Origin of the sequence: Microbulbifer agarilyticus, assembly GCF_001999945.1 — a bacterium.
GTDB classification, from domain to species: Bacteria; Pseudomonadota; Gammaproteobacteria; order Pseudomonadales; family Cellvibrionaceae; genus Microbulbifer; species Microbulbifer agarilyticus_A.
On record NZ_CP019650.1, the window covers coordinates 738,019 to 759,248 of the forward strand.

Annotated in this window: 20 protein-coding genes; 6 read left to right on the plus strand and 14 right to left on the minus strand. The window is 56.3% G+C overall.

Going from position 1 to position 21,230, the window contains the following annotated elements:
- Window position 1: 1 nt before the first annotated feature.
- From Mag101_RS03060 to xseB, 10 genes are all read right to left on the minus strand, one after another.
- Window positions 2-1,486 (minus strand): proton-conducting transporter membrane subunit, encoded by a 1,485-nt coding sequence (locus Mag101_RS03060; RefSeq protein WP_077400633.1) that lies wholly within the window; start codon window positions 1,484-1,486, stop codon window positions 2-4.
- Window positions 1,483-2,970 (minus strand): monovalent cation/H+ antiporter subunit D family protein, encoded by a 1,488-nt coding sequence (locus tag Mag101_RS03065; RefSeq protein ID WP_077400636.1) that lies wholly within the window; start codon window positions 2,968-2,970, stop codon window positions 1,483-1,485. The genes Mag101_RS03060 and Mag101_RS03065 overlap by 4 nt, the downstream gene beginning before the upstream one ends.
- A gap of 3 nt (window positions 2,971-2,973) precedes the next feature.
- Window positions 2,974-3,378 carry a cation:proton antiporter subunit C gene (locus tag Mag101_RS03070; protein ID WP_077400640.1) on the minus strand — a complete coding sequence of 135 codons (405 nt, stop codon included), beginning with the start codon at window positions 3,376-3,378 and terminating at the stop codon, window positions 2,974-2,976.
- A gap of 1 nt (window position 3,379) precedes the next feature.
- Window positions 3,380-4,471 carry a DUF4040 domain-containing protein gene (locus Mag101_RS03075; protein ID WP_077400643.1) on the minus strand — a complete coding sequence of 364 codons (1,092 nt, stop codon included), beginning with the start codon at window positions 4,469-4,471 and terminating at the stop codon, window positions 3,380-3,382.
- Between the two features lie 43 nt (window positions 4,472-4,514).
- Window positions 4,515-4,907, minus strand: coding sequence for a monovalent cation/H(+) antiporter subunit G (mnhG, locus tag Mag101_RS03080; RefSeq protein ID WP_232325116.1), 393 nt, complete (start codon window positions 4,905-4,907; stop codon window positions 4,515-4,517).
- Complete coding sequence (locus tag Mag101_RS03085; RefSeq protein WP_077400646.1) at window positions 4,900-5,196, minus strand: monovalent cation/H+ antiporter complex subunit F; 297 nt, start codon at window positions 5,194-5,196, stop codon at window positions 4,900-4,902. Before Mag101_RS03085 ends, mnhG begins: the two co-directional genes overlap by 8 nt.
- Window positions 5,190-5,717: a Na+/H+ antiporter subunit E gene (locus Mag101_RS03090; protein ID WP_077400649.1), complete on the minus strand. Its 528-nt coding sequence runs from the start codon at window positions 5,715-5,717 to the stop codon at window positions 5,190-5,192. The genes Mag101_RS03085 and Mag101_RS03090 overlap by 7 nt, the downstream gene beginning before the upstream one ends.
- A 75-nt stretch (window positions 5,718-5,792) precedes the next feature.
- Complete coding sequence (locus Mag101_RS03095) at window positions 5,793-6,245, minus strand: Rap1a/Tai family immunity protein (RefSeq protein ID WP_077400652.1); 453 nt, start codon at window positions 6,243-6,245, stop codon at window positions 5,793-5,795.
- 500 nt (window positions 6,246-6,745) lie between these two features.
- Window positions 6,746-7,648 carry a (2E,6E)-farnesyl diphosphate synthase gene (ispA, locus tag Mag101_RS03100; protein WP_077400655.1) on the minus strand — a complete coding sequence of 301 codons (903 nt, stop codon included), beginning with the start codon at window positions 7,646-7,648 and terminating at the stop codon, window positions 6,746-6,748.
- A 48-nt stretch (window positions 7,649-7,696) separates the two neighbouring features.
- Entirely contained in the window at window positions 7,697-7,954 is a 258-nt protein-coding gene (gene xseB, locus Mag101_RS03105) for an exodeoxyribonuclease VII small subunit (protein ID WP_010131684.1), read from the minus strand.
- Window positions 7,955-8,113: 159 nt separating this feature from the next.
- Here xseB and Mag101_RS03110 point away from each other — a divergent pair, with 159 nt between their 5' ends.
- From Mag101_RS03110 to Mag101_RS03125, 4 genes are all read left to right on the plus strand, one after another.
- Window positions 8,114-10,243: a TonB-dependent receptor gene (locus Mag101_RS03110; RefSeq protein WP_077400658.1), complete on the plus strand. Its 2,130-nt coding sequence runs from the start codon at window positions 8,114-8,116 to the stop codon at window positions 10,241-10,243.
- Between the two features lie 107 nt (window positions 10,244-10,350).
- Window positions 10,351-11,889 (plus strand): PepSY domain-containing protein, encoded by a 1,539-nt coding sequence (locus tag Mag101_RS03115; RefSeq protein ID WP_077400662.1) that lies wholly within the window; start codon window positions 10,351-10,353, stop codon window positions 11,887-11,889.
- Between the two features lie 29 nt (window positions 11,890-11,918).
- Window positions 11,919-13,244 (plus strand): sensor histidine kinase, encoded by a 1,326-nt coding sequence (locus Mag101_RS03120; protein WP_157520136.1) that lies wholly within the window; start codon window positions 11,919-11,921, stop codon window positions 13,242-13,244.
- Between the two features lie 53 nt (window positions 13,245-13,297).
- On the plus strand, window positions 13,298-13,795 hold the full coding sequence (locus Mag101_RS03125) for a response regulator transcription factor (RefSeq protein WP_335645074.1): 498 nt from the start codon (window positions 13,298-13,300) through the stop codon (window positions 13,793-13,795).
- Window positions 13,796-13,814: 19 nt separating this feature from the next.
- Here Mag101_RS03125 and Mag101_RS03130 read toward each other — a convergent pair whose 3' ends face one another.
- Window positions 13,815-15,341 carry a PQQ-dependent sugar dehydrogenase gene (locus tag Mag101_RS03130; protein WP_232325117.1) on the minus strand — a complete coding sequence of 509 codons (1,527 nt, stop codon included), beginning with the start codon at window positions 15,339-15,341 and terminating at the stop codon, window positions 13,815-13,817.
- A gap of 793 nt (window positions 15,342-16,134) precedes the next feature.
- Between Mag101_RS03130 and Mag101_RS03135 the strand changes: the two genes are divergently transcribed.
- Both Mag101_RS03135 and Mag101_RS03140 read left to right on the plus strand, forming a co-directional pair.
- A complete protein-coding gene (locus tag Mag101_RS03135; RefSeq protein ID WP_077400671.1) occupies window positions 16,135-16,722 on the plus strand; it encodes an HNH endonuclease in 588 nt (195 codons plus the stop codon).
- Window positions 16,723-16,788: 66 nt separating this feature from the next.
- Window positions 16,789-18,600, plus strand: coding sequence for an amidohydrolase (locus Mag101_RS03140; protein ID WP_077400674.1), 1,812 nt, complete (start codon window positions 16,789-16,791; stop codon window positions 18,598-18,600).
- Between the two features lie 121 nt (window positions 18,601-18,721).
- Here Mag101_RS03140 and Mag101_RS03145 read toward each other — a convergent pair whose 3' ends face one another.
- The 3 genes from Mag101_RS03145 to Mag101_RS03155 form a co-directional block, all read right to left on the minus strand.
- The gene (locus Mag101_RS03145; protein WP_077400677.1) at window positions 18,722-19,297 is read right to left on the minus strand and encodes an imm11 family protein; all 576 of its coding nucleotides are present in this window, start codon (window positions 19,295-19,297) and stop codon (window positions 18,722-18,724) included.
- Entirely contained in the window at window positions 19,294-20,028 is a 735-nt protein-coding gene (locus tag Mag101_RS03150) for an AHH domain-containing protein (protein ID WP_077400680.1), read from the minus strand. The genes Mag101_RS03145 and Mag101_RS03150 overlap by 4 nt, the downstream gene beginning before the upstream one ends.
- A 158-nt stretch (window positions 20,029-20,186) precedes the next feature.
- Complete coding sequence (locus Mag101_RS03155; RefSeq protein ID WP_077400683.1) at window positions 20,187-21,206, minus strand: D-alanine--D-alanine ligase; 1,020 nt, start codon at window positions 21,204-21,206, stop codon at window positions 20,187-20,189.
- Window positions 21,207-21,230: the final 24 nt, after the last annotated feature.

The window sequence follows — 21,230 nt, forward strand, 5'->3', positions numbered from 1 at the left end:
ATCAGATTCCGGCTTTGATTAGCTGATAGAACGCATCGGGGAACAGCAGCAAGTAAATACAGCCCGTCGCAGTGATACCGAGGGCGATCAGGGAGGGCAAAGGGGCCTCCTTGATGACGCTCGTTGCAGTTGCGTCAGGACCACCAGTGACGTCTGCGTCCTGTTCACTACGGGAGAAAAATGCGCGCAGCGGGATTGGTAACAGATAGGCGATGCTGAGCAGCGAGCTGATCATCAGTAGACCCATCAAAATCCATTGCTGCGCTTCAAAAGTACCCAGCATCAGATACCACTTGCTCCAGGTACCGCCGGTGGGCGGGATTCCGATAATGCACAGGCTGGCTACCAAGAACGCGGTCATGGTTACCGGCATCTGCCGACCCAGTCCGCGCAGCTGGTGTACTTCGGTTTTGTGTGCGGCCACCAGGATGGCGCCCGCGCAGAAGAACAGAGTGATCTTGCCAAAGGCGTGCATCACGATATGCAGTGCACTGCCGGTCATACCCGCACTGGTGGCGAGCAGGGCGCCCAGAGTGATGTAACCCAGCTGGCTAACGGTGGAATAGGCCAGGCGCTTTTTCAGGTTTTGCTGGCGCAGGGCAATGATGGACGCGAGCAGGATGGAAATGCCGGCTAGATACAGCAGCCACTCGGTGGCCGGTATTGCCTGCAGTGTATCGAGCCCAAAAATCAGCAGGCAGATTTTCAGCAGCACAAACACACCAGCTTTCACCACGGCCACTGCGTGCAACAGCGCACTTACCGGTGTCGGCGCCACCATGGCCGCGGGGAGCCAGCGGTGGAAAGGCATGATGGCCGCCTTGCCGACGCCAAAGACAAATAGCCCCAACAGCACAGACAGCAGTGTAAGCGAAGTACCCGGTGAGAAAATGCCGCCTTCTTTAAACGAAAGCGTGCCAGCCAGCAGCCAGGTAGTGATGATGGCCAGCAGGAAGAAACCAACCGAGGTACCCAGCAGAATACCCAGATAAACACGTCCCCCGGCACGAGCCTTGTCGGTACCCGCATGGGTGACCAGCGGATAGGTACACAGGGTCAATACTTCGTAGAAAATAAACAGGGTGAACAGGTTTTCCGCGAAGGCGATACCCATCACCGCGCCGATGGAAACCGCAAACAGGCCAAAAAAACGTGCCTGATTTTTTTCGCCGTGCCCACGCATATAACCGATGGCATAGAGGGTGGTGATGATCCACAGGAAACTCGCCACCAGTGCGAACATCAGGCCAAGAGGCTCTACGCGGAAAGACAGTGCCAGTCCGGGCAGAATATCCAGCCAGTAGGCCCCAATCACCTGGCCGTCGAGCATCGGCTGATACAGCTGGGTGACGGTGAAAAACAGGGTGCTTGCGGCAATTAATGAAATCGCTTCGCGCACATTTTCCCAGCGGGCGGTGAGTTGAATACCCACCAATGCCAGTACCGGGATGAGCAGGGTCAATTGCAGAAGGTTGGATGTACTCATTGCGCGCTACCTCCCAGCAGGAATTGCGAGGCTGCAGCACTCACTTCAACCGGCAGGCGGGTGTCGATGCCGAAATAGATATTTGCCGCAATTAACAGCCAGGCAGGAAGCAGAATACCCAGCGGTGCTTCCCGTTTTGCAGCCGCACCGGTGTCAGTTTGCGGGGCCTGAAAATAGGCCGCTTCTACCAGCTTCCAGATATAGGCCACCGCCAGGAGCGAGCCGAGTATTACGAGTACCGCTACCCCCCAGAATTGCTGTTCGATGGCTGCGGCAATCAGGTACCACTTACTGACAAAACCGACGGTCAGTGGCATGCCGATCAGGCTGATACCACCGACCACGATGGCGGCCATGGTCCAGGGCATGGTGCGTCCGAGACCGCGGAAGTGTTCGATGCGGCAGCCGCCGATTTGATAAACCAGCCCCGCCAGGGCCAGGAACAGGCCGCCTTTCATCAACGCGTGGTTAAACAGGTGCAACAGCGTGGCCTGCAGCGCTGTTGCTGTGCCAATACCGATACCTACAACCATGTAGCCGATCTGCGCCACGCTGGAAAACGCCAGCATACGTTTGATATTGGCCTGATAGATAGCGACGATGGATGCGGCAAATACCCCCACCAGACCGAGCCCAATCAGCACTGAATCCAGTGGCAGGTGCGACAGCGAAAAGTCGACCCCGAATACGGTAAAGGTAAAGCGCAGTAACAGATAGAGCGCGACCTTGGTGGCGGTTGCGGCGAGAAATGCGGTAACGATAGAAGGCGCACAGCTGTAGGCGTTCGGCAGCCACAGGTGCAGCGGGAACAGCGCCAGCTTCAGGCAGATACCCACAAAAATAAACGCAAAGGCGGCGAGCACCGTGGTGGATTCACTGAGTGGCGGAATACGCGCAGCCAGGTCCGCCATATTCAGGGTGCCGGTCATCATGTACAGGAAGCCAATACCGATCAGGATAAAGGTGGCCCCGATGGTCCCCATGATCAGGTATTGGAATGCCGCCCACAACGCGCGCCGGTCTTTGCCCAACGCGATTAATGCATACGTAGACAGGGAAGAAATTTCCAAGAAAACGAATACGTTAAATGCATCGCCCGTAGCCACAATACCGAGCAGACCGGCAAAACACAGCAGGTACAGTGCGTAAAAGACGGTTTGCTTTGTGGGTTCCAGTTCCTTTTGCACACTGGTATGGGCTGCACTCAACACCACACTACTGAGTGCGGTGACAATAAACAACACCCAGGCATTCAGCAGGTCAATACGGTATTCGATACCCCACGGGGCTTTCCAGCCACCCAGTTCGTAGGTGATCGGGCCAGTGGCATACACCTGTTGCAGCAGCAACACGCTTACCACCAGTGCCGCAATACTGACGGCCAGGGTAAACAGCCACACCAGTGTGGCCTTGCGAATCAACAGGCAGGACGGTGCCGCCATCAGCGGCAGGATTACCTGCAAAATAGGAAGATGTGCCAGCATGGCTTACTTCTCCTTACCGGCTGGAGCTTGAGACGTGACTTCGGCCGAGGCCTGTTCCTGCAGCGCTTCCGCAGCCTGAATATCCCGTTCTTCGATGGAACCGTAGGCGCGCTTGATGCGAATGGTGAGCGCCAGCGCCAATGCCGTGGTAGCAATCCCCACAACAATGGCGGTGAGAATCAATACATGGGGCAGCGGGTTCGAGTAGAGGGTTTCGCCTTCACTCAGAATCGGCGCGCCGCCGCCATCCACCTTGCCCACACTGATGTAAAAAATAAAAACCGAGGTCTGGAAAATGTTCAGGCCAATGATCTTCTTCACCAGGTTGCCCTGGGCGATGACCATATACAGGCCGATCATCATCAGTGCGATAACGATCCAGTAGTTGTAGTGCGATGCCAGTAACACCTTATCCGGCCCCCTGTTCCTGAGTTTGCAAAGAGGGCAGCGCAGAGTTGGCTTGCCCTTCTGGCGTGTTGCCTGTTGTTGGCAGGATACCCTTTGCGGAAAGTTCTGTTTCGCGACCGCGCAGCTGTGCGGTAAACAAATAGGAAATCATGATCATTACCGCGGCCACGGTAATACCGACGCCCAACTCGATCGCGATAATACCGATGTGTTGTCCAGTCACCGCGTCGCCTGCCAGCGCGCTGTAATCCAGAAAGTTTTTGCCGTTGGCCAGGCTCAGTAAGCCGGTACAGCCGAACACCAAAACACCAACTGCCGACAGTAGTTGGACCAGTCCGTGGCTTGCGACCTTGCGCACTGCATCCAGTCCAAATACCAAGCCGTAAAGAATAAAGCCGACGGCGAAGATCACTCCGGCCTGGAAACCTCCACCGGGGCCGTATTCACCATGAAATTGCACGTAGAGTGCGTACAGCATGATGGGAGCGATCAGTACCTTGGCCACCACGCGCAGCACGATATCCCGCGACTGCTGTTGTACCAGGGAATGCCCGGGAGCCTGCTGTGGCGCGGGTGCACTGCCCATCAGCAGTGACAACACTCCGAGCCCGGCGGTAAAGATCACCACGACTTCACCAAACGTATCGAAGCCACGGTAGCTGGCAAGCACCGAGGTCACGATGTTGGGGATACCAATTTCTTCCTGAGAACCCTGAATGTAGTGCGGGGCCACGTGCGCCTGTGCCGGCGCATTCGCATCGCCGAAAGAGGGCATGTCGACGGTGGCGGTAATTAACAGCGCGCCCACAGTGACGACCAGCGCGACGGCCAGACGTGCGCGGTCGCGGTCGGCGCGCTGGTAGCGTCCGCACAGGGCCAGGGTCAGTACAATCAGTAGCGGGGATATGCCCGCACCCACCGCGGCTTCGGTAAAGGCGACGTCCACCGCACCCATGGTCATGAAGAAGCCCGCAGATAACAGACCGTAAATGCCCGCGAGCATCGCCGCAGCAAACAGGTCCTTGATCCAGGCAATAGAAACGGCGGTCACTAGTAGTAGCGCCAATAATGCGATATCCAGCAACAGGTCCATCAATATTTCCCCCTGGCTGCTTTATGTATTTTTTTCATTGATCTTAAGTGCCCTCGGCGGTTTCCATCTTGGAAACCGGTGCGCTTGCTTGTGCTACCGGGCGGGGTTCCTCTGCGGGGTGTTTCTCCACAGGAGTGTGCGTCAGGCGCAGAGCGCAGAGCTGAGCGGAGCGCGCCAACGCATGACTGGCCGTGGGGCTGGTGAAGAAAATAAACAGCATGATCAGTGCCAGCTTGAACAGCGCCAGACTCCAGCCGGCAGTGAGCATCAGGCCAGCGATGATCAGAATGGTTGCGAGAGTGTCGGTAACACCCGCCGCATGCATGCGCGAATAAAAATCGGGGAAGCGCAGCAGGCCGATAGCGCCAGTCAGCATAAAAAAACAGCCGAGAAAAAGTAGCAGGCCGCTTGCATAGTCAAGTAACAAATCAATCACTTGCTAACTCCTCTGAAGCGTTCTGGGTACCGGTCTGGTTTCTGTTGCGAAATTCAAAATAACGCAGAACCCCGATCACACTAACAAAGTTGATCAGTGCATAGACCAGCGCAATATCCAGAAACTCTGGCTTGCCGAGGGTAAAGCAGATAACGGCGATCAGCAGTACGGTTTTTGTTCCAAACATATTCACCGCGAGAATGCGGTCGTGAATAGACGGGCCCTTGATTGCGCGGACTAATGCCAGAGACATCACCACGAGCAGGGCAATCAGAGTTGCATTCAACATTCGTTCTTCTGCCCTGTGGTAGTGCTTGAACCTGAATTTTTTTCTGTCAGTGCGAGGATTTGGTTTTCCATGTCTCCCTGCTTGAGCTCATCTAGCCCGCTGCGAGTCAGGGCGTGGATGAGCACCGAGTCGTCATCCACATCGATGGCCACGGTACCGGGGGTCAGGGTGATTGAGTTGGCATAGAGGACCTTGCCAAGATCTGTATTTAGTTTGGTGGGAATACGTTCGCTGCAAGGCGAAATCGTTTCATTGCGTGAAAACAAACCTCCCCATACGCAAGCCACTACTTCCAGATTGCTGGCAACGATTTTTCGCCACAGCCACAGGTAATAGCCCGGTAGGGTAGCCCACAGCTCAAGCGGCAGGGATTCCCCATCCACGACTTTCATGCGCCGGGCAATCAGGATCACGAAAACAACGGAGATGAGTCCGAAGGAGAGTAGTAGTGGCGTGTACAGGCCGGAGTTGGTAAGCCAGATAAACGCGAGAACGGCAAAAAGACAAAAGGTGTAACGCATGAATGATTTATTACAGGATCTTTATAAATACCTTTGCGGTAGCTGCCGGCTGAGAAGCGTGGCAGCGAAACCGGTTCAGGGGTTAAGTACATCTTTGCAGCGATAGTGATTTTCCAAAACCGACAGCATTGCGGATTCTGCCGTTGCATCTTCTGCAAACGGCTGGGGTATTTCTGCCACCTTGGTAATTAGAGTATCGAGGCTTGCGCTGGACGGCAGGCAGTAACGGCTGCTGAGGCGTTGTTCCGCTTCATCGGAAAGTCGACTGGCACGGGTTTTAATGGCCCGGGCCACAAATTCGGAGGGGCGCTCTTCTGCGGCAACAATATCTTTGCTCGCAGACAGATAACCATGGATAAACGCGCGGCAGCTGGTCGCGTGCGCGCTTTCCTGATCGGCTTTGTAGGCCTTACATGCTTCTATCAGCTTCGTTGCCGTTAGAGATTCAGCTAGTACATCGTTTGTCAGGCCAATTGTCAATGCGACAACGACCATCGGGACAATTACTGTGCGCTGTTTACGCTTCATACTCGTCACCTTTTATTCTTATCTATATGCGCAGGTCTGTGCTGGTGAGGGCTCCGGTCCTTCTTGTTCTTTCACTTGTTCACTAAGGAGCGCTCTAGCTTACCTGCGGCGGCTACTAAATCTTGCAGAGTTTTTGACTCTCGTCAAATGTGCACAAGTGTCAAAAGGGTTGATGTTTTTGGTTGTCGCTTACGGTTTTCGTGTTTTGGAGCCCGGCTTTATTGCTCAGGAGTGCGGTCAGTGTGCAATGTTTCACAAGTTTTAAGTGAAAATCATCCACGCGCACTACCGCCAGTCGAGGGCGAGCGCTGGGGTGTTTGAGAGGGTAGATGGTGCAATCTAGAGGGGGCTGGCCGCGAACCGGTAGAGAGGATCGGTCACGGCACATCGTACGGGAGTTGGCGCCTCCAGCCTCTTTTGGTCAGGCCGCCCCCGGTCTGTTGAATCGAGTCGACGACCGGGGGGCGACTAAGAGGACTGTAAGAAGATTAGTAAGAGGCTCAGTAGTCTCTATTGACGATGTAATCCGCCAGTTGTTGCAGAACACTGAAATTTAGGCTGCCTGCCTGAGGAGAGAGTTCCTGCAAAGCCTGATGGGCTTCCCTATGCAACTCTTTCGCCTTTGCCTTGGCGCCTTCCAGTCCCAGCAGGGAAACATAAGTGGGTTTGTTGCGGGCCGCATCGGCACCCTGGGTTTTCCCCAGCGTCTCGGTGTTCGCGGTCACATCCAGAATGTCATCCTGCACCTGAAATGCCAGGCCAATGGCTTCGGCATAGCGGGTGATCGCCATCAGTTGCGCCTCGTCGGCACCGCCGATCAAGGCACCGATGCGGGCACTGGCAATGATCAGAGCACCGGTCTTAAGGCGGTGCATATGCTTGAGCTGCTCCAGTGTCAGCGATTGGTCCACCGCGGCGAGGTCGATGGCCTGGCCGGCCACCATGCCACGGGCACCGGAGGCCTGGGCCAGCTCGGCAATCAGTTGCACTTTGAGACCCGCCGCCAGCGGGGCAGCGGCGAGCAACTCGAAAGCCTGGCACTGCAGGGCATCACCGGCGAGGATCGCGGTGGCCTCGTCAAACTGAATATGGCAGGTCGGGCGGCCGCGGCGCAAGGCGTCGTCGTCCATCGCCGGCAGATCGTCGTGGACCAGGGAGTAGGCGTGTATGCATTCCAGTGCTGCAGCGGCGGCATGGCAGTTAGCTGCACAGGCCTCACCGCCGAGGGCGAGTGCCGAGGCATAAACCAGCGCAGGGCGCAGGCGCTTACCGGGGCCCAGGGCCGCGTATTGCATGGCGGCGAACAGGGCTTCGGCCCTGCTCTCATCGGCCAGAGCGGTCTTCAGGGTCTGTTCGACCTGGAGGCTTGAGGACTGCAGGAAGGCTTTCAGTTTGGCGGGCATCGGCGCCGGAGTGGAAATGGGGGCAGGGCTACTCACTTACTTGCTCACTTATTCCGGCTCTCCGGGGCGTTGGTCAGCGGCATCAAACGGCAGTTCCTGTACCTGGCCGTTCTCTTCCATCAGTATTTTGACCTTCTGTTCGGCGCTGGCCAGCTTTTGCTGGCATTCGCGGGTGAGCTTCACCCCGCGTTCAAAATCCGCCAGGGCCTCGTCCAGTGGCAAATCGCCGCTTTCCAGGCGCTCCACCAGCTGTTCCAGTTCTTCCAGTGCACTCTCGAAAGTAGCGGCTTTCTTTTTTGCGGCCATGGCGAATTCTCTGATAGGACTTGCAAGTGCGGGCAACCTTAGCGGCTCGTGATAACGCGGTCAACGCCACACCCCCTGCGACAATATGGCGCAGTTGCGCACAGGGGATTTCCGATAGCATTCCCTTATTCAAATATACCGCTACACAAGGAAATCACCGTGCGCGCCCCTGCTGCTTTTTTAGCCTGCCCTCTGGCCCTGGCCGTAAACTTCTCACCATTGTTGACCCCATCTGCACAGGCGGAAATGGGCGCTCTGGCAGACGGTGCACTGGAACAGGTGGTAGTCACCGCGACGCGGGAAGCCAAGGCGCGCTCGGAGCTGGCGGAGTCTGTGGGTGTGGTGACCGAGGAGCAGCTGGAGCACATCGCACCCGCGCATCCCGCCGATGCCCTGAATCGGGTGGCCGGGGTGCATGTGAATAACCTGGGTGGGGAGGGGCACATGACCTCGATTCGCCAACCCATCTCCACCGCCGGGGTCTATCTGTTTCTCGAAGATGGTATTCCCACCCGTCCTACCGGCTTTTTCAACCACAACGGCCTGTATGAGATCAATGTGCCGCAAAGTGCACAGCTGGAAGTCACCAAGGGGCCGGCTTCGGCACTGTATGGCAGCGATGCCATCGGTGGGGTAATCAATGCGGTTACCAAGGCCGCGCCCGAAGAAGCCGAGATTTCCCTCAATGGCGAGCTGGGCGCTGACGGTTGGCAGCGGGCGTTGATTTCTGGTGGTAATAAAGTTGGTGAAAGCAGCGCGTTTCGCCTGGACTTGAACAGCACCGCCAGCGATGGCTTCCGCGAGGAGGCGGACTACACCCGTACTTCCATGAGCGGTCGGCTCGACAGCAAATCCGCCGAGGGCTGGGATAGCAAGACGGTGCTGTCCTATTCCACCATCGACCAGAGCGGCGTATCCGGTCTAGAAGAAGCCGATTACCGCAACGATGTAGAGAAGAACCGCTACCACGGCGATATCGGTTACCGCGAGGTGGAGGCCCTGCGCCTTTCTTCCGAGCTGGCGTACACCCCGGATGAATACAGCTTGGTGACGGTAACTCCCTTCTATCGTCACAACAGCACAGTAATGATGCCCAGCTGGATGGTGACCTACGATCCAAATATCCGCGACACCGAGTTCAGTTCCTACGGCCTGCTGCTCAAGTATCGCCGCGACTTTGATCGCGGTGAGGTTATTGTGGGGATGGATGCGGATTACACACCATCCGAATACCGCGAAGAGCGCATCACGGTAACCCGTGAGGGCGATATCTACAGCGACTATGCCCGCACCGACGAGTTCACCTACAACTTTGCTGCAGAGCAGACTTCCGTTTCTCCCTATGTGCACGCGGAGTATGCGCCCACAGAGCAATTGAGGTTGTCTGCGGGACTGCGCTATGACGTATTTGATGTGGAGTATGAGGATCGGCTGGATACCCCCAACGAGGATCCTTCGCACTTTCGCCCGGCATCGCAGGGTCGCGACTACGACAACCTGAGCCCAAAACTGGGGGCCGTGTACAAGTTGAGCGACAATCATCAGCTCTACGCCAGCTATCGCCACGCCTTCCGCGCGCCCACGGTGGGTACCCTGTTCCGTCCGGGCTCCTCAACCGGCACCACCGAGCTAGAGCCGGTGACCAGTGTCAGCCAGGAAATTGGTCTGCGCGGTGTTGTTGCCGAGGCCGTGAACTATGAGCTGGCGGTTTACGACATGACCACTGAAAACGATATTGTCAGTTATATCGAGGGTGACACGCGCAAGACCACCAACGCGGGGGAAACCAGTCACAAGGGTGTGGAGCTGAGTGTACAGGCCCCCCTCGGTGAGGAGTGGCAGCTGGCCCTGTCTTACGCCGCCATGCAGCAGGAATACAAGGATTACTCCTACGTATTCAGCCAGTTCAGTTTCGCCTGCTTCTGCATGGTCAGTGAAAACCTGAATTTTGCCGGCAACGACATCGGCAAGGCACCGCGTACTCTGGGCAACCTTGCGCTGGCCTATACCCCGACGTGGCTGAGTGGCCTGCGAGTAGAGCTGGAGTGGTCCCACACCGGCGGTTATTACACCGATGAAACCAACACACAGGAGTACGCAGGTCACGACCTGTTGAACCTCCGCGCTACCCACGATTTCAGCAATGACCTATCTGTGTACGCGCGCCTGTCCAATGTCACCGATGAACGCTACTCCACCTACACCTCCAACCAGGTAGGCGATTCGGACCTGAGCTATCGCCCGGGCCTGCCGCGCTCCATGTTTGCCGGTGTGCGATATCGCTTCTGACTTTTTCCGGAATAAGTGGAAAACATAGAAGCGCAATTAATAGAAGCGTAATTAACAGAAGCTGTTCAGAAAAACTGATTTAAAAGAACCGACATAAAAGAACTGTTATGAATCTGAAAAAGCAGTGGCTCGCCTGGCACAACAAACTCGGTTGGTACGCGCTCGCCGGCATTCTGGTGTGGGCGCTCTCGGGCATTAGTCATCCGATGATGGCCTGGTTTGGCCCCAAGGCCGCCAAATTTTTCCCGCCGTCGGTGAGCCTGCAGGCAGAAGACCTGGGCAATTTGCCGCAATTGCTCGCCGATGAATCCCGCGTGCAGGGCGCGCGGGTGGTGAAGGTGGTGCCCTCTCAGAATGGGCCGCTGCTGCAGGTTACCGAGAGCGAGACGGCACCGCGCAACTACTATGCCTTGAGTGACGGTCGTGAAATTGTGGGGGGTGACCTGGCGCAGGCCCGTTGGCTCGCCGGCTACTACAGTGGCCGTAGCGACGAGCAGATCGCCGACATGCAGCTACAGACCGAGTTCGACAACGCCTATCCCTCGGTAAACCGCCTGCTGCCGGTGTACCGGATTGAATACGCCGGTGACGATGGCCTGACCCTGTTTGTGCACACCGAAACCGCAGCGCTTGCCTCGATCACCAATAACAGCAAATCGTTTATGCAGGGCATTTTTCGCCAGCTGCATACCTTTGCGTGGTTGGATGGACTGGAGTACGGGCGGCTGGTACTGATTGGCCTGCTGATGCTGACCTTGTTTGCGTTCGCGGCCACCGGCATTGCCCTGGTATTCGCGTTGCGTCCGCCCAAGGGTAAGTCCCGCAAAATCAAAGATGGCAAGCGCCGCTACCATCGCTGGCTGGGTTATGCCCTCTGGCTACCGCTATTGGGCTGGTCTGCCAGTGGCTTCTACCACCTGTTACAGCAGTCCCTGGTTGAACAGGTGCAGGGCCTGCGTCTTGGTGAAGTGGGGGAGTTTCGCAACCTGAATGCAGACTTCAGCTGGGTCAGTCAGCTGGATGGCCGTGCCATCAACAGCCTTTCGTTGATCAGTGGCGCCGGTGACGAACCCCTGTATCGCGTTGGCTTTGCCCCGCAGAACTCGTCCGCCCCGGGAAGTCGCAACCAGCGTTTTGACGGTCGACCCAGCGAGGCGGGTGCGCTGTTTGTGAATGCGCGCACCGGCGAGCCGCTGCAAACCTTTGCCGACCGTGAGCAGGCGCAATTACTGGCCGGGCGCATTGGTAATATTGAGCCACAGGACATCGCCGACATGCAGCTGGTGACTCGCTACGGCCCCGGTTATGACTTCCGCAATAAACGCCTGCCGGTGTGGCAGGTCACGGTGGCAGATGCAGACAAAACCACGCTGTTTGTGGACCCGGCCACCGGCGTGCTGGTGGACCAGTCCCGCGGTATTGACCGCGCCGAGCGCCTGTCATTTTCGCTGTTGCATAAATGGAGCCACCTGACCCCGCTCACCGGGCGTCAGGGTCGCGATCTGCTGATTGTATTTACCTTGCTGCTATTGCTGGTGAGCAGCGCCATCGGCGGGGTGATGCTGGCAAAACGCAAAAAGCGCGGGGCAAAAGCGCAGCTGCAGCCGGCTGCCGCTGGCTCTATCGGCGCGGTGGCGACACAATAGGCGTGTATGCCTAACCGAGCCCGTTGACCGTGTCATCTGTCGCACCTGTAGCCTCCGTAGTACCTCAGCCGCTGGGCGGGGATAAAACCATCATCGTCAACCTGCGGCGCCTGACCGCGCTGCGGGCCATCGCCCTGAGCGCCTATATCGGCGTCAGCCTGTGGTTAGCGGATGCCCTGAGTGCCGGTGCGCTGGTGTTTGTCCTGCTGGGGGTGGTGACTACCCTGATCAGCGGCTGGCGCGCCCGCGGCAGTGTTGCGGTAGGGCGCCTGGAATTCTTCGGCCATTTGCTGATGGACTGGCTGTGGCTGCCACCCCTGCTCGCCCTGAGCGGTGGGGCCTCCAATCCGTTCGTGATTTATCTGCTGGTTCCCCTCACCATCGCCGCGGCAACCCAACCGCGATTTTTCGCCTGGCTGATGGCGGCGATCAGCATTGCCACCTACACCGCACTGATGGCGTTCTTCCCCGGTGTTGACGGCGGCCACAGTGCGCATATGGGGCATGGCGCGGGGCACGACATGGCCGCCAGCCAGAGCGGGGACTTCTATCGCCACCTCATCGGTATGTGGGCCACCTTCACCTTTTCCGCAGTACTGATCGCCGGCTTTGTAAACAGCATGGCCGAAGGCCTGCGCAGTCGCGACCGCCACCTGCACCGGTTGCGACAGGAGCAGGCGCGGCGGGACCAGGTGCTGTCCCTCGGCACCCTGGCCGCCGGTACCGCCCATGAGCTTGCCTCACCGCTACAGACCATTGGTTTATTAGTAGAAGAGTTGCAGGCGCAGCAGGACCTGCCGGAGTTTGTCGAAGAGGACCTTGTGCTGCTGCAGCAACAGGTGAACCTGTGCAAGCAGGCGCTGGAGCAGCTCAAAAGCCGCGCGCGCGATCCGGCGGGTAACGAGGAATACCAGTCGGTGGCGGGTTTTATCGACCGCAGCCTGGAGCGCTGGCAGTTGTTGCGCCCGGAAGCGCGTTTCCAGCTGCAGCAGAGTGGCCCGCAATCAATGCACGCGCGCTTGCCACTGACTCTTGAACAGACGCTGATTAACGTATTGAACAATGCACTGGATGCTTCCCAGGCGAGCGGCTCATCCGAGCCAGTCGCGCTCAAAGTAGCGTGGGGGCCGGAGCATTTACGTATTGAGGTAGCGGACAACGGTCAGGGTTTTGGCGCTGATGCCGAAGCGGAAAATGAACAGCAATCGGACGGCTTCGGGATCGGTTTGATTCTGAGTAAAACCACGCTGGCCCAACTTGGGGGCAGCCTGACACTTGCGGCCCGGCGCGATTGCCCGGGGACTGTGGCCACCATTGAACTGCCTCTTGAAAGTGACATGGCGGAGGTGTCGTGAGTAGCTCCCGGTTGCGCCTGCTAATCGTCGACGATGAGACCGGTACCCGCAATATGCTGGAGCGGGCCATGTCCCGGCGTGGCTTTGACACGCGCGTGGCAGAGTCCGTTGATGAGGCGTTAGGGCTTATTGCACGGGAACGGTTTGATTGCGCGCTGCTGGATTTGAAAATTCATCACGACAGTGGTTTGGAATTGATTGCGCCGCTGCGCGCAGAGAACCCTCGCGCGCGCATTATTCTCCTTACCGGTTACTCGAGTATTCCCACCGCAGTCGCCGCGATCAAGCTGGGCGCCGACGACTACCTGTGCAAACCGGCCGGAGGCGAACAGCTGGTGGCTGCGCTCACCGGTGAACAAGCCAACTCCAGCGATGCTACCGAATTACCAGAGATCTCCAGCGCCCCACCATCGGTGAACCGTTTGGCATGGGAGCATATTCAGCGCGTGCTGGCGGAGAATGATGGCAATATCTCGGCCACGGCGCGGGCACTGGGAATGCACCGGCGCACGTTGCAGAGAAAGCTGCAGAAGCGGCCCAAGGGCCAGTGATCCCGTAAGCAGCCAAGACTCACGGCAACATTTTCTCCAGTTGCCCGCTTCCCTGAATTTCCCGCTCCATCAAATAATGTGCAAGCGCGCGTTTCTGGCCGTTGCTGAATCCGTAATTCGGCATCGGTGGCGTTGGCGTGTCGAAGTAATCGGCCAGTTGTTTCAGTGTGTAGCGGCGGCTCAGGCCTTTCAGGGGCAGCTGCTGGTGACAGCGCATACAGTCGCGGCGGACAAAAATCTGCTCTCCCTGACGGGCGGCATCGCCATCGATGGCGAGGGGTTTTTTCGGGGCGCTGATCGGTGGGCGTTTACTGGTCACCGTGCTGGCAGCACCTCGATCCGCCACACCCGCCTTTACCCGATATACCGCGCCCGCGTAATCGTCGGAGACATAAATGGTCCCGCGTGCATCCTCGGCAATATCCACTGGGCGACCGTAAACCGTTTCGCGGTCTTCAGAAAGAAAGCCCCACAGAAAGTCCTCAGCGCGAATGCGACCGCTGGCATTCCAGTGCAGGGCCACCACCTTATAGCCGTCTTTTACATCGCGGTTCCACGATCCGTGCAGCGCAACCAATGCCGCCCCCCGGTACGTACGAGGCTGCTCGGGACTGGTTAAAAAGCGCATGCCAAGGGGGGCATTGTGCGCGGGGAATTCGAATACCGGGGGGATCGAGTCGCGAATAATCTGCTGCAGTGCGGCGTCGCCATTTACGCCAAAGTCCGGGTCGGGAACACGATCGCCGTTGGCGAAAGGCCAGCCGTAAAAGCCATCTTGCTGTATCCGATTCAATTCGCAGGGGGGGAAGTCGTTGCCGAGCCAGTCGCGCCCGTTGTCGGTGGCATACATTGCGCCGTCTTTTGGCGACCAGTCGAAGCCGACGCTGTTGCGCAGGCCGGTGGCGTATACATGGAAATTGCTGCCGTCCGGGCGGAAACGCATGATCGTTGCGCGTTGCGGGTCTTCCTCTATACACACATTGCAGGTTGAACCGCTCGATAGGTACATCCAGCCATCCGGGCCCATGCCTATGGTCTTGGTCCAGTGATTGCCGGTGTCGCCGAGCCCGGTGATCACGCGTTGGTAGCTGCCGGCAATACGTCCATCGGAGTGATCAAATGGCACGCGCCCCACAGCATCGCTCTCGGCGATGTATAACCAGTCTTCAAATAGCGTCAATCCGTGTGGGCGCTTTAGCTGGTCGATGAGGACGCGCTGGCCATCGGACTCGCCGTCGCCGTTGCGGTCCGCGAGCAGCAGGCTGACTTGGCCAAGCTTCGGCTGCGAAACCAGTAGATCGCCATTGCGCGTAACCGCCATAAAGCGCGCATTGGGCACATCGTCGTTGAATAGCGTTACTTGGAAACCGCCGGCAACTTTAATTTGGTGCTGCACGGTTTTTTCGTCGGTGCTGACACCAAACATTTGCCCCCAGGGCACATTAACACCGGGTACCAGACCGAATGCCAGGGCAACGATCAGCGCTAGAATTGAAATTACGCCAGTTGCGGCGAGCAGAGAAAAAACTAGCGCCTTTTTCGACATATGTCCCCCATCGTCCTTGATCTCGTAACAAAAGTAACTATAGTAAGCCGCTGAATGTCGCACAGGAGTACCAGTTGCGATACGCGCCAAGCCTTTCCAAGCAGCCTGTTCAGGTTAAATGTGACGTACGTCACGTGCGTGTAAGACATCTCTTACAACAAGTTCAGCACTTTCCCACTACCGCATCTTTCTTAAAAGACCATAATGTATTTGCAAGGACGGAGAACGGATTGCAACGGCGGCAAGGATAGATCCCCAAGGAATGGAGATCGCGCTGCCAGCCCGAAAGGATTTGGGCACCATCCTGTGAGACGCACCGCTTGGGCCGGATTGCTCAAGCGGTGTTTTACGTTTAGGGCCAGCGTAAATCGTTTTCTTCCCGCCCTGGCGCCTCAATAATCTTGAACTTCCCTTTTCCTGTCTATACAAGTTTGCCGTTCAGTTAACCTGTCTGTCCGCGCGCACACAATTTCTGCAGTAGTTTATTTTCTTTGTCTGGAAATCGTAACAAACCTCCGCTTTAATCAGGTCAAGCCGGTCAAATTTTTATGACCGTGGAGGATGATGCATTCAGTAATCTAGTGCTCTACCCGTTTGTCGTGCAACCACCTTGTCACCACTGGTGGTCGAGCCTCCATCGCCTCCAAATTTCGCCCCTTTCTTCCGATTCGCCCAGTTTACTCCGCGCACTCTCTTCAAGAATCGTCAAATTCTTCATCCAACTTCAAAGCCCCGTCGGTCTGCCCGCGGGGCTTTGTTGCTTTTCAGGCTCGCATAAACAGGAGGTGAACTCGTGCAAGCACAAATCCTGAGGTTGAATCTCGCCGGGCAACCCCTGGAATGGCTGAGCTGGGAAGAGGCCGCCTGTCTGTATGTGCGGGAGTTAGTCACCTGGACCCTGGGTGGTGTGGTGCAGACGGTGCACGGCGGTATTAACCGCCAGGGCGAGCGGTCCACGCTGGATCTGGCGGCGATTATTGCCTGCGGTGGTGATCGTATGGCGCGACCGCGCAATCGACCGCCGCTGAATAATCGCGCGCTGTTCGCCCGCGATCAGCACACCTGCCTGTACTGCGGCAGCTGGTTTCCAATACGGGATCTCACCCGGGATCACGTTCACCCGGTTTCCAAAGGTGGCCGCGACACTTGGGAGAATGTGGTCACCGCCTGCCGCCGCTGTAATCAACACAAGGGCAGCCGGCTGCTGGAGCATATCGATATGGAATTGCTTGCCCTGCCATTTGTGCCCAACGCCGCAGAGTATCTGGCGCTTACCAATAGCGCGCGAATTCGCGGTGACCAGATGGAGTTCCTGCGCGGGCAGTTTTCGCGCAAACGGCAGGATGGCTGGCTATCGGAAGCCCTACAACAGGTGGGTTAGTGAAAGTAGCTCCTGCAAACTTCTAAGCTTGCTACCAAGCACGTCGACTGAGTAAGTGAATCTGTCATGAAAGTTTACCTGGGTATGTTGCTCGCGGTGTTTGTACTCATTGCGTGCACGGTAGAAGCTGCCGATACACCGGCCAAGACTGCCGACACCATTTATACCGGCGGGCCAATCCTCACAATGGATGATAAGCAGCCCAAAGCCGACGCGGTGGCGGTAAAAGATGGAAGGATCATCGCGGTAGGCCGCCTGGCGGATCTTGAGAAATATAAAGGCACTAATACCAAAGAATTTGATTTAAACGGCAGGGCGATGGTGCCCGGGTTTGTGGATAGTCACGGTCATGTTGTATTTGGCGGCCTGCAGGCGCTTTCCGCGAACCTGCTTTCGCCGCCAGACGGCAAAGTGACGGATATTGCCTCGTTAAAGAGCACTCTCTCTCAATGGGCGAAAGACAACGCGGATGCCGTCGCTGCAACAAAGATGATCATCGGCTTCGGGTATGACAACGCCCAGCTGAAGGAGCTGCGCCACCCGACGCGAGAAGACCTCGATGAAGTTTCACAGGATATCCCCGTGCTTATTGTGCATCAGTCGGGGCACCTCGGGGTTGCGAATTCCAAAGCGCTGGAAATGGCGGGGATCAACAAGGATTCCAAAGCGCCCGCCGGTGGCGTTATCCAGCGCGATGACAGCGGTGAGCCGAACGGCGTACTGGAAGAGTACGCTTTTTTCTCGGTATTTGTGCCGCTGCTGGGCCAGCTGGGGGATGAGGGCCTGGTGACCTTTGCCCGCGCTGGGAGCAATCTGTGGGCCAAGTTCGGCTATACCACGGGGCAGGACGGCCGTTCATCGGAGGCGGCAGTCAAAGCGCTGAAAAAGGCCGCCGCGGATGGCGATATTCTGATTGATGTGGTGGCCTTCCCGGATGTTCTGGAGGGGCGGGATTTTATCAAGCAAAGTATGTCCAGGGATTACGTCGATAACGTGCGAGTAGGTGGCTGCAAGTTAACAATCGACGGCTCACCACAAGGATTTACCGCGCTGCGAGACCGCCCCTACTACGACCCGGTAGGTAAATATCCCAAAGGTTACAAAGGCTACTCCGCAATTACTCAGGAGCAGCTGCAAGATGCGGTCAATTGGTGTTTTGAACACGGCTTGCAGATTATCGTGCATTCCAATGGTGAAGGTGCGTCAGATATGTTGATCGCCGCGTTCAAAAAAGCGCGCGAGAAATATGGTGACCCGGGTAATCGTCCTGTTCTGGTTCACGGTCAGTTTCAGCGCGAAGACCAGGTGGACAGCTTTAAAGATCTGGGCGTCTTCCAGTCGGTATTTCCCATGCACACCTTTTATTGGGGTGACTGGCATCGCGAGCATACGGTCGGGCCAAAAGCTGCAGAAAATATTTCTCCTACCGGATGGATTCGCAAGCGCGGCCTGATGTTCGGTACCCATCACGATGCACCAGTGGCCTTTCCCGACAGTATGCGGGTACTCGATGCCACGGTGAATCGCCGCACACGCTCCGGCTATATTCTCGGCCCGGAGCAGCGGGTCGATGTGAATACCGCGTTAAAAGCCATGACGATCTGGCCCGCGTGGCAGCACTTTGAAGAGGATGACAAAGGCTCTATCGAAGTGGGGAAATTGGCGGACTTCGTTGTACTGTCCGAAGATCCAACGGCTGTGCCATCGGAGAAGCTTGCTGACCTCAAGGTGCTTAAGACGATCAAGAAAGATAAGGTTATTTTTGAGAGCAAGCCTGGTGAGCCAAGCGCACGCCTGCGATATGCGCCATTCTCCAATAGCCCCGAGGCCGGACATCATGTACTCGACGCATTGGTTTCTGGAATGTCCAAGGACTGAACCAGCTAAGGCGTTTTCATTCACGAGCCAGTATGAACTTTGCCGCTATCTTCAGTGGCAAAGCTCGTATTGTTGGTGTGGAAGGGCATCTGCTTATGGAGGGAGTCCTGTTGCCAAGCTGCTATAGCAGCTCCGGGATCAATGACGGAGAAAACTCCAATCCTGTCAGTTGGTGCGCTTGAATAAGCTCCACTAGAGTTGCGTCGCAATACAGCTCTGTACACCGGTTAAATTTGGTTTTGAATATGCGCTTATTGCGTATTTCTGCCTCGGGGAACGCCAGAGATTTTACACCCTGCCAGTGGCCATCAACGGTCAATGCCTCACTTCTAGCCTCATCGACGTCCGCCAGCGTCAGGCAGTTGAAAAGGTGCCAGGAGTCACCCTCGACACTGAACGGCAACAATTCGCCGTAAGGAGCCAGTAAAGGTGCTAAGGCCTTATTGGCCTTGGGCGATAGCATAAGGTAGGGGCCAGACCACATAGCGAGTTCAGGTCTTGGCTTATTCTTGCTGCCCGGCATAAAGTCGCCACCGATATCGATCCAGTCCTGACCAAATACTTTATTGTCCCACGAGAATCGCTCGAACTCTGAATAGGTGAGCCCATTCTTGTGTGCCATCGCCTCCACGAAATCGAACGGGTCAATGTCCAGATCCTGAAAATCGTTGGTATTGTCGGTGATTCTATAGATCATGGTTTCAGGCCAAATTTTTTATTGCACGCATCGGTAGTGCAGTTAAGTGGTTGGCGCCCTTCATGCAGAGCCGTTCTAATAAGGCCCAGTCGAAAGCGAATCGATTGCTCATCGTGCAGTGGCTGTATGGACTTCCACACCCACCTTTCATAATTTTCAGTATGAATGCGGGCGTGTGGTACGCATTTTCGCATTCCCCAATGTCCCATATCCTTATCTGTCATTGGCATCCATATGCCGTTATCAGGATCGTTGATTCGGATGTTATGGGTAAAGATGCGCATGCGAGCGCGCTTGGTATCCGATGTTTTGAGCTTGCCAACGCCTTCAACAATATGATGTGCAGAACAGCGTCGGCTGGGCTGGGGCCTGCCCGCTCTTCGCAGATTGTTTTCCAGTGTGGTTGTTGGATGATGCTCCTCTTTACGACAGAGGTTCACCCGTTCGGCTTCTGATTTATTCCGAAATTCATCTTGATATTCGCGGAGTTTGATTTGCTCCTCTACCGAGATCATCGCCTGGATTCGGCTCGCTTCCAGATCGAGTAGTTTCTTCGTTTTTTTAAGTTCATCTAGGCGGCTTTGACGCTGCTCCGGAGTTTCTCCAGGCTGTTTTTTGATCCTGTAAAAATAATCTTTGCAGCGTTTTTCGTATAGATCAATGCTGAGATCCAGGGGGCTCAGTTCCCAGACTTCTGTCGATACACGCTTACCTTTAACGATCTGTGTCAACTTTGGTTCCTTCCAAATGATTAACGCTCGATGCGAGTGTATGAAAATTGGATTCGAGAACCAACCGGAGATTTCTAAATATTGTCGGCCGAACTGACCTTTTTAATTTTTGTTCTGATAGTTTGCACTCTCGTACAAATACGGAGTGCAGTTTAATATCAAGTCAATTTCACAGCGTTGTGAATTAATGTGCCAAGATATTCCGAAAAATCATGCCCCTGATTCTTCAGCATCTTCGGAAACATGGAGATCGAGGTCATACCGGGGAAGGTATTCACTTCGTTCAGGTAGATCTCGCCTTCATCGGTGAGGAAGAAGTCGATGCGGGAAAGGTCTTTTAGCTGCAGGCCGACAAACGCGCGTCTCGATGCTTCGCGAATCCAGTCCAGTTGGCCCTCGGACAACCCCTCAGCTTCCACAAAGGTTTCTGCGCGGCTGTCTTCTGCATATTTTTCATCGTAGCTGTAGAAGGTGTCCGACGGCGCGCGCACTTCGCCCGGTGGGGTTACCACCAGTTCGCCATGGTATTCGTAGGCCGCAACTTCCAGCTCGCGCACATTCAGGCACTTTTCTACCAGTACGTAGGGAGAGAGTTTGAATGCATCCTTCAATGCTTCATTGAGAGCTTCCGGAGTGCTCACCTGATAGCAGCCCACCGATGAGCCCTGATTGGAGGCTTTCACAAAGACCGAGCCCCACTGGCTCAGCGCATCCTGGGCCTTGGCAAACTCCTCTGCGGTTTCCGCACACAGGAACTTGTAGGGGGTATTGTCGATGCCCAGTGCGGTCAGCCACAGTTTGGTGGTGACCTTGTTGAAACAATTCTTGCTGGCCTCGGGGCCGCAGCCGTAATAGGGCAGGCCGAGAATTTCCAGTTGTGACTGTAGGTCGCCGGTTTCACCGGGGTAGCCGTGGATGGCCGGGATTACATAGTCCACAGGCTGCGCACTGCCACCGGCGTTGTACAGCAGTTTGTCCGAGCGCAATTCGCGCAGCTGGCCGTCCGCATCGATAAAGCGGCCATCCGCATCCATGGTCACCCGTGTCAGTTGAAATTCTGCTGACTTGCCCAGCTCCTGTTGAATAAAATCCGCGGTGCGCAGGGATACATCGTGTTCGCTGCTGCCGCCGCCGCAGATCAGCAGGACGTTGATGGGATTGGCAGACTCGTTTGTCATCGGTCTCTCATTTGTTTGTTGTCG